General features: G+C 66.7%; 11 protein-coding genes. 8 read left to right on the top strand and 3 right to left on the bottom strand.

From position 1 onward, the window contains the following. Window positions 1–236 precede the first annotated feature (236 nt). On the top strand, window positions 237–1,763 hold the full coding sequence (locus tag EB084_13745; GenBank protein NDD29321.1) for an aldehyde dehydrogenase family protein: 1,527 nt from the start codon (window positions 237–239) through the stop codon (window positions 1,761–1,763). A 33-nt stretch (window positions 1,764–1,796) separates the two neighbouring features. After that, complete coding sequence (locus tag EB084_13740; protein NDD29320.1) at window positions 1,797–2,024, top strand: zinc ribbon domain-containing protein; 228 nt, start codon at window positions 1,797–1,799, stop codon at window positions 2,022–2,024. Window positions 2,025–2,031: 7 nt separating this feature from the next. Here the strand turns inward: EB084_13740 and EB084_13735 are convergent, their stop codons facing one another. Genes EB084_13735 through EB084_13725 form a run of 3 tightly spaced genes read right to left on the bottom strand, consistent with a single transcriptional unit; the run spans window position 2,032 to window position 5,186 of the window. Beyond that, window positions 2,032–2,595 carry a hypothetical protein gene (locus EB084_13735; GenBank protein NDD29319.1) on the bottom strand — a complete coding sequence of 188 codons (564 nt, stop codon included), beginning with the start codon at window positions 2,593–2,595 and terminating at the stop codon, window positions 2,032–2,034. Further along, window positions 2,592–3,755, bottom strand: coding sequence for a hypothetical protein (locus EB084_13730; GenBank protein ID NDD29318.1), 1,164 nt, complete (start codon window positions 3,753–3,755; stop codon window positions 2,592–2,594). The genes EB084_13735 and EB084_13730 overlap by 4 nt, the downstream gene beginning before the upstream one ends. 57 nt (window positions 3,756–3,812) lie before the next feature. Continuing rightward, a complete protein-coding gene (locus EB084_13725; GenBank protein ID NDD29317.1) occupies window positions 3,813–5,186 on the bottom strand; it encodes a hypothetical protein in 1,374 nt (457 codons plus the stop codon). Between the two features lie 197 nt (window positions 5,187–5,383). Between EB084_13725 and EB084_13720 the strand changes: the two genes are divergently transcribed. From EB084_13720 to rpsR, 6 genes are all read left to right on the top strand, one after another. After that, entirely contained in the window at window positions 5,384–5,977 is a 594-nt protein-coding gene (locus EB084_13720) for an ATP-dependent Clp protease proteolytic subunit (GenBank protein NDD29316.1), read from the top strand. Window positions 5,978–6,070: 93 nt separating this feature from the next. Further along, complete coding sequence (locus tag EB084_13715; GenBank protein ID NDD29315.1) at window positions 6,071–6,577, top strand: hypothetical protein; 507 nt, start codon at window positions 6,071–6,073, stop codon at window positions 6,575–6,577. Beyond that, the gene (locus tag EB084_13710; protein NDD29314.1) at window positions 6,568–7,386 is read left to right on the top strand and encodes a hypothetical protein; all 819 of its coding nucleotides are present in this window, start codon (window positions 6,568–6,570) and stop codon (window positions 7,384–7,386) included. The genes EB084_13715 and EB084_13710 overlap by 10 nt, the downstream gene beginning before the upstream one ends. Window positions 7,387–7,667: 281 nt before the next feature. After that, entirely contained in the window at window positions 7,668–7,949 is a 282-nt protein-coding gene (rpsF, locus tag EB084_13705) for a 30S ribosomal protein S6 (protein ID NDD29313.1), read from the top strand. Between the two features lie 10 nt (window positions 7,950–7,959). After that, window positions 7,960–8,427 (top strand): single-stranded DNA-binding protein, encoded by a 468-nt coding sequence (locus tag EB084_13700; protein ID NDD29312.1) that lies wholly within the window; start codon window positions 7,960–7,962, stop codon window positions 8,425–8,427. 163 nt (window positions 8,428–8,590) lie between these two features. Next, window positions 8,591–8,790, top strand: a 200-nt coding sequence (gene rpsR / locus EB084_13695) for a 30S ribosomal protein S18 (GenBank protein ID NDD29311.1), incomplete at its 3' end; no start/stop codon positions are given.

Raw genomic sequence — 8,790 nt, 5'->3', positions numbered from 1 at the left:
GCGCAACGACCTGCTGCGACGCCCCGTTGCCGCGTGGGCCACCCGTCTGCTGGGGCCCCGCAAGGCCCAGCGCCTGCTCCGGGTGCTCTGACCCTCCCTCGGTTGCGCGCGGCAATCCCCGCGGAAGAGGCCGGGACGGGCGTCAGAAGGAGACCTGGGCGCACGCCGCCAAGACCCGCCGAGCCCGTTGCGCGCAGCGCGACGGAGCTCGTGAGAACCCTGCGAGGAGCGCTTCCATGACCGTGACGCCCGAGGCCACCCAGATCCACGAATACACCCTCTACATCGACGGCCGGTTCAGATCCGCCCGCGGCGGAGGTGTCATCGATGTGCGCAATCCCGCCACGGGCGCCCTCGTGGGACGTGTGGCCAGTGCCGGCGCCCCCGACGTCGAAGACGCCATCGCCGCCGCACGCCACGCCTTCGACGACGGCCGATGGAGCGGCCTGTCGCCCGGCGAGCGCTCCGCGGCACTGTTCAAGCTGGCCCAGGTGCTCGAGAACCGCGCCGATCTCCTCGCGCGTCTCGAGACGCTGCAGACGGGCAAGCCCATCAAGCTCTCGAAGAATGGCGACATCCCGTTCGCCATCGACAACCTGCGCTTCTTCGCGGGCGCGGCGCGCGTACTCGAAGGGCGCGCGGCCGCCGAGTACGTCACGGGCTACACGAGCATGATCCGCCGCGAGCCCATCGGCGTGATCGCCTCCATCGCCCCGTGGAACTACCCCTTCATGATGGCCATCTGGAAGATCGGGCCGGCGCTGGCGGCCGGCAACACCGTGGTGCTCAAGCCCGCCTCCATCACCCCGCTCACCGCCTTCGAGCTGGCCGACGCGGCCCGCGAAGCCGGCATCCCGGACGGCGTGCTCAACGTGGTGAGCGGCCCAGGCGACGAGGTCGGGCCGATGCTCTGCACCGATCGACGCATCGACATGGTCTCGCTGACCGGTGACACGAGCACCGGACGCACGATCATGGAGGCCGCCTCGAAGACGCTCAAGCGCGTGCACCTCGAGCTCGGCGGCAAGGCGGCCCTGGTCGTCTTCGAAGATGCCGATCTCGAGGCCGCGGCACAGGGCGCCGCCGTGGCCGGGTTCATGAACACCGGTCAGGACTGCACCGCCGCCACCCGTGTGTACGTGCACGAGAGCGTCAAGCAGGCCTTCATCGACAAGCTGGTGGCCCGGACCCGCAAGGTGCGCGTGGGCGATCCCCTTGATGAGAAGACCGACCTGGGCCCCCTGATGTCGGCGGCGCAGCTCGACAAGGTGGTCGGCTTCGTCGACCGCGCCGCCAAAGCTGGCGCGCGCGTGGCCGTGGGCGGACAGCGCCTCACCGACGGTGCCCTGGGTGCGGGCTTCTACTTCGCGCCTACCGTGGTCACCGACGTAGCGCAGGACGCGGAGCTCATGCAGTGCGAGGCGTTCGGTCCCGTGCTGGCAGTGGGATCCTTCAGCACCGTCGACGAGGCCGTGAGCAAGGCCAACGACGTCGAGTTCGGTCTCGCGAGCAGCGTCTGGACCCGCGACGTCTTCAAGGCGTTCAACGTCTCTCGACGTCTCGACTTCGGCACTGTGTGGATCAATGACCATCTCCCCATCGCATCGGAGATGCCGCACGGCGGTTTCAAGCAGAGCGGCTTCGGCAAGGACATGTCGATGTACGCGTTCGAGGAGTACACCCGGGTGAAGCACGTGATGGCCGAGCTCGGAGGCGACGCGGTGAAGGGGTGGCACGGCGCCGTCTTCGGCGACGAAGCGTAGGCCCTCGCCCGGTCAAGGAGAAGGAGATTCGACATGCCCGTCTATGAATACGTCTGCGAAGGCTGCAGCCACAAGTTCGAGAAGCTGGTCTTCAACACAGAGGCCACGGTAGACTGCCCGTCGTGCAGCAGCACGAAGCTGAGAAAGCTGTTCTCGGTGTTCTCTTCGGTCTCCGGCGGCAGCACCCCGTCGTTCGACATGGGCGGGGGCGGAGCAGGCTGCGGCCGCTGCGGAGATCCGAACGGCCCCTGCGGCAGCTGATTTGGGCTCAGCGGCGAACCTCGACGCCGTCGAGACCACGCGACCACGTCTGCGCGTAATCGTCCGCGCCCGCCTCGATGGCCGCGCGCAGCGCGCGCAGGCGCGACAGGCTGCACGGCCCTTCCCCGCCCTCGGGGTAGCGTTGGATGTACGCGGCGTGGTTGAACAGGATGTGGCGTCCGAGCGGGTCTGCCGCGTGGTTCAACGCGAACGCCAGATCGAGCCAGGTGTCGAGGTTGTCCGGCTCCTCTGCGATGCACGCCATCAGAAGGGTGACGGCGCGCCCGTAGTCTTCTGAGAGATACGCGGCATAGGCCGCGATGGCGCGGGTGGTGGCGCAGGGGCAGAGACGCAGCCACTGCCCGGACAGCCGCCCCAGCTTCTCGAGGAAGTCCGGCTCATCGAACGCGCGGTCCGCCAGCATCGGGAAGAGCACATCCTCGCGCTCGACACCGGCCCCGAGCAGGTTGGCGCGCCGCGCGCGCAGCGGCAGCCCCGTCAGCGCCTGCCACTGCTTCGCAACGATCTGGAGGTCGGCGGCGTGCGGGCGCCTGCCCTCGGGCTGCCTCATTCGGTCCCCGGCACGCTCTCACCGAACCGCCGCCGCTGCTTGCGGCCCTGGCGGTCGAAGACGTACACGTCATCGTCGCGCCCCACCGCGACCGCTGGTCCCCCCTGGCCCCTGCTCGGATCGACCAGGAGGAACGACCCTTCGTTCAGACCCACGCAGGTGCGATTGCGAAAGCGATGCGCGAGATAGGCCAGATTGTCCTCGTCGTCGGTCTGGATGCGATCGGTGCAGTGGGGAAAGATCTGGAGGTGGCGCACGAGGCCGAACCCGCGATCGAACAGCTGGAACTCGCGCCGGGGACCGAGCTCAGAGGGGAAGTCGTTGTAGACGATGATGCGATCGCAGAGCAGCAGCGACCCCGCCGAGACCGCGAAGATGCAGGCGCCGCGCCGGAGGGCCTCCACGAACACGTCGCGCAGGCGGAAGAAGCTGAGGCTGCGATGAAGCGCGCCCAGATGACCGCCGTAGATGAAGATGGCGCTCGCGCTCAGCACCCGATCGGCCAGGCGCGCGCGCAGCTCGCGCCACGCCGCGTTGTGTGCGATGCCCGTGGCGGCTGAGAAATGCGCATCGAGCGCGCGGAGCTTCTCGACCATGCGATCGTCGTTCTCGCACAGCGCGGCGATGATATCGCCCAGATCACGCACAAGGAAGTGGGTGAGCAGCCGATGGTCATCGAGATCGTCCGGCGGATGCGCCAGCGCCCCCGGGAGCTCGGCGAGCAGATCGCCGAGCCGATGAGGGCCGGCCCGCTCGCGCAGATGGGCCAGGGTGCGGCGGAGCAGGCCGATGTGGAACGCGTTCTTCTCGAGATACTGGGTGCGGATCTCGTCGACGAGGGCTTCCCGCGCCCGCCACCGCGCCGCGAGCGCGGGCTCTCGGGCCGCGAGCTCCTCGCACGCGTGCCAGGCCGACAGGTTCTGCAGGTTCACGTCGTACCCGTCGACCATGCGCGAAGGGATGCCCAAGCGCCCGAGGGCGCGCTTGACGTGCCCCTCGTCGTGCTCACGCGCCTCCCAGCCCGCCGTGACGAGCAGCACCTTCCGGCTGCGCCGCACATCATCGTCGACATGACGCGATGCATCCATCCACTCCCCCATGCGCTCGGCGAAGGCGGCGTCATCGGGAAAGTTGCCGTTGAAGAGGATGCGTCCGCGCATGACGTCAGCGCCCTTCCTGGCCGTGGCGCGACACCGACGATCGCGGCGATTGCGCCATCATGGTGAATCTGTCACCGCGTCGACCACATACGTCGCCACCACGCCGCCCCCCGTCTTCACGTTCATCAGGTCGTTGGCCGACAGCCGAGCCAGCACCTCACCGCTCGTCCGGGGGGAGAACGTGTAGGGCGAGATCTCGGTGCGCATGTCGCGATGTCGCAGCACGCCCTCGTCGAGCTCCGGATAGCGCTCGAGGGGGATGGCCACGCGCTCCTGCACCACGTGGTCGCCCACGCGCAACGCCTCGGCAAGCGCCGACGACCACTCGCCATCGGTGCAGGTCCAGCCGAGTCGAACCCCGTCCGCCCCCCAGGCGTCAGACGGCTTGAGCACGAGGCGCTCGCGATTGGCGAGGATCCAGGGTCCAATATCCTCCTTGCGGCCGTCTCGCTCGAATGCGCCATCGCGGACGCGCAGCGTCAGGGGGATGTGCCGCTTCCACACGGCACGCGCCCGCGCGCTCAAGATGCGGTCGAAGCGGCCCTCCCAGAAGAGCGCCAGCAGGTTCTTCGTCGTCACCGCCTGCACCGCTACCGGGTTCAGCGCGACCACGAGACGACGACGCAGCGCCTCCACAAGCGCCGCCGAATCGTCTGGCCGGGCGGCGAGATCGGTCACGAGAACGCGCTTCAGAACGATATCGACGGGACTTCCGGCGGCCATCACGACGTCGCCGCGCAGCTCGATCTCACGCGGATCACAGACCGTGGCCGCGATGCCGTGGCGCTCGAGATCTGCCGCGATGATATGAAACTCGTTCACGGTGGCCACCTCGCGCCAGTCGACGATGGCCACGCGCGGTTGCGCGATCCGGAAGAACCGCGCCGCGCTCTCCACCGCACGCCATATGAGGGGGAGGCTGGGACGGCGCCGCAGGGCCACCTGACGCGAGAACGCCTGGAAGATGGGCAGCGACCGATAGACCTCGTCGAGCCCATCGACAAATGCGGCGCCGCCTGGGCTGTCGGCATTGAACTCGACCAGGCGCAGCACCCCGTCGTCCATGAAGCCATCGAGTCGCAGGAACGAGAGCGGGGACGGGGACGCGCAGGCGTGCACGAGATCTGCGAGGCCGTCGTGGATGCCGAGGTCGTCGAGAATCGCGCGGTCGGCTGCCAGCAGGGGCATCAAGCGGGCGAGAGAGACGTGGAACCAGGCGCCCGCGCGCTCGCACTGGCGCCATACCTCGCTCGAGATGAAGCGCGGGCGCAGAAACGTCGAGATGGGGCGCGTGCCATACCGCAGACCGCGCGCATCGATGCCCCGCATCAGCGCCTCGTGGGTCTGCTCGGCGACGTGCGGCGCTTCGAGCAGCTGGTTCCAGAGCGAGACGGCGCGTTCGACGGCGGTAGGTGCTGTGGCGTGCGACATGCCGTGCGGGTTCGTGACGCGACGCCGTCCCCCTTCCAGCCTCGACGCGCACGCGGCGCCCGCAAGCACCTCCAGAGCGACCCGTGCGCATTGAGATGCAGGAAGGTCCACCCAGCGAGTGGAAGCCGAGCAGACCCCGTGTGCCGGCCACGCACGCCGCGCGCAGGTCGAAAAGAGGTTCACAGTTGACTTTCCCCCTGCACACCATCGTCCCCACGGTGATCGAGCAGACTGCGCGCGGCGAGCGCGAGTACGACATCTACTCCCGTCTCCTGAAGCACCGCATCATCTTCCTGGGCGACGAGATCGACGAGGTCACGGCGAGACTGGTCGTCTCGCAGCTGCTGTATCTTGAGCAGGAAGACCCCGACAAGGACATCGACATCTACATCAATTCCCCCGGCGGATCGGTGACCGCCGAGATGGCGATCTACGACTGCATGCAGCTCGTGAAGTGCGACGTCTCCACGATCTGCATGGGCGCGGCGATGTCAGCGGCCTCGACCATTCTGGTGGCGGGCACGAAGGGCAAGCGCTACGCCCTGCCCCACGCCCGCATCATGATCCACCAGCCCTTGCAGCATGGCATCGGCGGCCAGGCCACCGATGTAGAGATCCAGGCGCGCGAGCTGGTGAAGATGCGCGAGATCGGCGAAGAGATCGTGGCGCTCCACACCGGACAGCCCATCGAGAAGGTTCGGGCCGATATGGAGCGCGACACGTTCTTGTCGGCCCAGGAGGCCCTTGAGTACGGCATCATCGACAAGATCATCGGCAAGGACAGTCGGTAGCTCTCCCATGCATCCTGCAGCCAGGCGCTGCCTCACGCACGCCGCATCCTCCATGCCAGAGCACCGTCCCGTCCACGGGTCGGTAGCTGGCGCATGGCTGTCGAGTTGAGCGACGTGGTCAGCCTCATCTGCTCGCACTGCTCGTGCGCCCTCGACCCGGAAGTGCTCTACTGCCGAGAGTGCCGCAAGCTGCTCGTCGAAGACGACGGCGACACCCCCATCCCCGAGGAAGACGAGCGCATCCTCCTGCTGGCGCAGGGTTGCGAGCTGCTGCAGACAGGCGAGTGGGAGCTCGGCGCGTTTCGCCACTGGTTGCAGGAGTTCATCTCCGAGCAGGCGCGTCGAGAGATTCAGATCGCCGAGGTCTACCAGACCATTCCCATCGGTCTCGAAGAGGAGTTCCAGGAAGAGATCGACATGGGCTTTGCCGGCGTGAGCGCGGTCAACGAGGCGCTCACGCTCCTCGCCGAGTACGATCCGGACACCTGCCCTGCGGAGGCCCTGAAGCGCTCTCTCGCGCTCTACTACAAAGGGGTCTGCGTGGTCAAGGAAGCCATGAACATCAACCGCCGCAACCGCGGTCGCCCCCTGTGGATCTGACGCCCTCCCGACACGCGTCCGCGCGCGCACTCGTCATCGCGCTCGCTCTCATGGCAGCCCTCACGGCCTGCGCTACCGCGCTGCCCAAGCCGTTGCCTCCCGCCTCCTCAGCCTACACCCCCAGGGCCGAGGTGTTCTGGGTCACCATTGCGGTGAACGGGCGCCGCGCGGGCTTCGGAAGAGGCGAGTACACCCGCGGGGAAGGCGCGCCCTACCAGTACCAGAACCTCATCTTGTTCACGCACGGCGGCTATCGGCACGCGCAGCGCGACTGGTGGGAGTTCGGTGGCGACCTGAGACCCGCCAACTTCTTCCAGAAGATCATCTCGTGGAAGGGCGGACAGTCGGTCACCAACACCATCGACGGCGTGTTTCACTACGACACGGGCAAGCTCAAGGTCGAGTACAACGAGTTCAACACCCACGAGAACGTAGACGTTCCGATTCCCCCGTCTCCACTGGCCCGCTTCACCCAGAACCTGGTTCTGGCGAGACAGAAGCTCAGCGCGGGGCGATGGTTCCGCTTCACCGTTTACGACAGCAAGCATCGCCGCTTCGCGGTGCAGACCTTCAAGGTCATCTCGTTCGACAGCCCGCAGCGCGCCTGGAAGATCGAGCAGACGTCGGAAGAGAACCCCGGCGCGGTGAGCACGTCGTGGTTCCAGTCGGCCAGCGCAGCCCATCCGAACGGCTGGGTCGTTCGGTCGGTCACCCCGGGCGCCGACCACGCCACCATCGAGATGCGCGCAGTCACCCGCGACGAAGCAATCAAGGGGTATGAGAAGGAAGCCACCTCCCTGGGCATCTGAGCAGCTCGCGCACTCCCCTCCAACAAGCGCCTTCACCGCCAAAATCGAACATACGTTCCATTGTGCGCCCCATCCCAGCGTGATATCCTATTGCCCTGTGTGCATCCCCATCCGGTGATGCCACGTGGCCAATGCCTCTCTGCACAGAGAAGCCCGCGCCACCGCCGGCCGCAGCAACCCAGGGCCTACCGCCCGCGAGCCGACGAGCTTCCTGCCCCTCGAGCACACGTCACCGTGTGCGCACCCGCGGGGCCAAACGTCCATAGGAAGGGGGTGTAGCTTTGCCTACCTACGAAGCCACCTACATCATCGACATCTCTGTCAACGAAGCCGACCTCACCACCGTCGTGGAGAAGTATCACACGCAGGTGAGCAGCAACGGGGAGATCCTCAGCCTCGACAACTGGGGACGCCGTCGCCTGGCCTACGAGATCAACGGCAAGCGCGAGGGCACTTACGTCACGATGCGCTTCAAGGCCGAGCCGACCGTAGCCGCCGAGCTTGATCGTACCATGAAGATCGATGACTCCGTTGTCCGAGCACTGATCGTACGACTCAACTAAGGGGGGTACCATGTCCAGCTACAACAAGGTGATTCTCATCGGGCGCCTCACCCGAGACCCTGAGCTCCGCTACACGCCGAACGGCAAAGCGGTTGCCAGCTTCTCCCTCGCCATCGACCGCAACCGCGGTCAGGGCCAGGAGAGAGAGACCGACTTCATCGACTGCGTCGTCTGGCAGCAGTCTGCGGAGTTCGCATCCAAGTACGCCACGAAAGGGCGTCTCGTGTGCGTCGAGGGGCGTCTCCAGACCCGTTCCTGGGAAGACAAGGAAACCGGGCAGAAGCGCAAGGCGGTAGAGGTCGTTTGCAGCGATCTCCGCCTGCTCGACAAGCGCGACTCCGCTGGCGGTTACGACGGCGGATCGAGCTTCGAGGGCGCGGCTCCTCGTGAAACCGTCTACAGCGGCTCCCCCGCGAGCCGTGGGCCCGCGGCACCTTCGGGTGACCCTGGCTTCCAAGACGACGACATCCCATTCTAGAGGCGCGGCCGAAAAGGCTGCGCCGACCAATACGTAGTCGCTGGTGGTTCGGCCGAACCACTGTCCTCTGGGGTCGCGGGCATCCCGCGACCGCCAACGAGGCGTTCTCGGCCGGGCTTCCAGTTCGAACGACAATCTTCACTCAACGCTAAGGAGGTCTCTCGTGAAGAGAGAAGGCGGCGGCAGAATTCGCAAGCCGAAGAGAAAGGTGTGCCAGTTCTGCGTCAATCGCATGGACCACATCGACTACAAGGACTTCAACCTTTTGCGGAAGTTCACGAGTGAGCGCGGAAAGATTCTTCCGCGCCGCATCTCCGGCAACTGCGCCAAGCACCAGCGCGGCCTCACCGTTGCCGTGAAGCG

It is taken from the genome of Pseudomonadota bacterium (genome assembly GCA_010028905.1).
Lineage (GTDB): Bacteria > Vulcanimicrobiota > Xenobia > RGZZ01 > RGZZ01 > RGZZ01.
The sequence above is the reverse complement of the archived record's forward strand: the minus strand, read 5'-3'. Positions and strand labels throughout refer to the sequence as shown.